The organism is Streptomyces spiramenti (assembly GCF_012034385.1).
GTDB lineage: Bacteria > Actinomycetota > Actinomycetes > Streptomycetales > Streptomycetaceae > Streptomyces > Streptomyces spiramenti.
Map to the genome: position 1 here is coordinate 1 of NZ_JAAVJB010000420.1, position 2,000 is coordinate 2,000.

Consider the following 2,000-nt stretch of genomic DNA (forward strand, 5'->3'; position numbering starts at 1 on the left):
GCACGCAAGCGTGCCGCCGGTACCACCCGCGGTCGGGCGCTTCGGCCGCCCCGGGTCGGCCGGTGGTTCGCGGCGGACCGGCTCCGCGCCCGGCGGTGATCGCCGGAGCAGGTCACTGGCCGTGCAGCGAACCTGCCCCTATCTTCGCCAGCAGGTCCACGATCCGTGCCTGGACCTCGTCGCTCGTGGACCGCTCCGCCAGGAACAGCACCGTCTCGCCGGACGCCAGCTGCGGCAACCGCGCCGGGTCCAACTCCGCCGCCGTGTAGACGACGAACGGCGTCCGCGCCAACGCGTCGTGCACCCGGAGGAAGTCGATCAGTCCGACCCGGCGCCGCCGCACCTGCCCCAGATCCATGACGACCAGGTTCGGGCGGAACTGCTGGGCGGCCTCCATCGCCTCGGCGTCGGCCGCGGCGTGCACCACCTGCATGCCACGGCGCTCCAACGCCATCGACAGCGCGTCGGCGATCGGCTGCCGCTCCTCCACCAGCAGCACCCGCGGCGGGTGCTGCTCGCTGTCCCTCGGCGCGAGAGCCTTCAGCAGCACCGCCGGGTCCGCCCCGTAGGCGGCGTCCCGGCTCGCCAGTCCGAGACCCGCCGTCACCAGTACCGGCACCCCGGCCGCAACCGCCGCCTGTCGCAGCGACTGCAACGCGGTCCGGGTGATCGGCCCCGTCAACGGGTCGACGAACAGCGCGGCCGGATAGGCGGCGATCTGTGCGTCGACCTCCTGGCGCGACTGCACCAGCACCGGGCGGTAGCCGCGCTCGGTCAGCGCCTGCTGTGTGGATACGTCCGGCTCCGGCCACACCAGCAGCCGCCGCGGGTTGTCCAGCGGCTCCGGTGGCAACTCCGCGTCGTCCGCCGGGGCCCGCGCCGCCGTGACCTCGACCGCGCCCCCGGGGCCGTCGAGATGCTCCGGGCCCTCCTCCGAGCCCTCGGCCGGAGCGCCGATGGCGAACTGCCGACCCACCCCGTCCGTGCCCGGGGCCGGCGGGATCGCCCCTGCCGCGCTCACCCGCGTGTCGTCGGCCGCCGGGTTGCCCAGCTTGCGCCGCCTGCCCGGACTCGACGTCGGCACGGCGCCCATCAGCGGTCCGATCGCCGCCTGCTGTTCCGCCGCCCGCTGCTCCTCGTGCTGCGTCAGCTGCGAGACCGGGATGCCCTGGCCGAGCGTCTGCACACTCACACCCGAGCTGTGCGGGGCACCGCTCCGCTCGCTGCCCGGCATCGGGAGCGACTGCTGGTGACGGGGCCTCTCCTGCTGCGGCAGCGAACCGGACAGTATCGGGCTGGCGGCGACCCGCGAGTGGTCCCCGCGCGCCGGCGCCTCCCCCTCCGCTGAGGGCTGCTGCGGTACGTCGGGTACCTCTGCCGGAACGGGGGCCGGAGCGGCTGGCGTCGGTACCTGCTCCGGTGCCTGCTCGGACGGACCCACAACGCCCCCGGCGTGCGGACCGTGCTGCACCTCCGAGTCGGCGACACCGTCCGCCGACACCGCGAACCCCCCGACCGCGCCGTGCTGCTCGGGCTCGGGCGGCACCGCCGCGCCCGGCTCCTCCTGCACCGGCGGAGCGGGCGACGGAGCGGGCGGGCCCGCCTCCTCGGGCGCCTCGGCCGGCACCCCGGCCAGCGCCGGGGCCGCCGCGTACGGATCCGCCGATACCGACTGCGGCTCCTCGGGCGGCGGCATCACGACACCGCCGCTGGGGCCCGCCGCGGTGTCCGGGCCGTGCACCCCGGACGGCACTCCCTCCGGCGCGGCCCGACGCCGACGCCCCGAGGGCTGCTCGCCGGCCGACTGCTGCGGGATCTGCTGCGCGCTCTCGGCCGGCTGCTCCGGCTCCGCCGCCGCGCCGGCGCGGCGGCGCCTGCCGCCGCCCGTCTCACCGACGGGATGCTGCTCCTGCTGCTCGTAGCCCTGCGGACCGGGCAGCGCCATCGGCTCCCCGGGCTGTGCCTGCGGCGTCGGCCCCTCTGCGCGGGCCCGGCGCCGT

1 pseudogene is annotated in these 2,000 nt (G+C 76.8%); it reads right to left on the reverse strand.

Annotated features, from left to right (window positions below):
- Positions 1 to 112 precede the first annotated feature (112 nt).
- A pseudogene (locus tag HCJ92_RS24520) lies at positions 113 to 2,000 on the reverse strand (hypothetical protein); the annotation flags it as partial.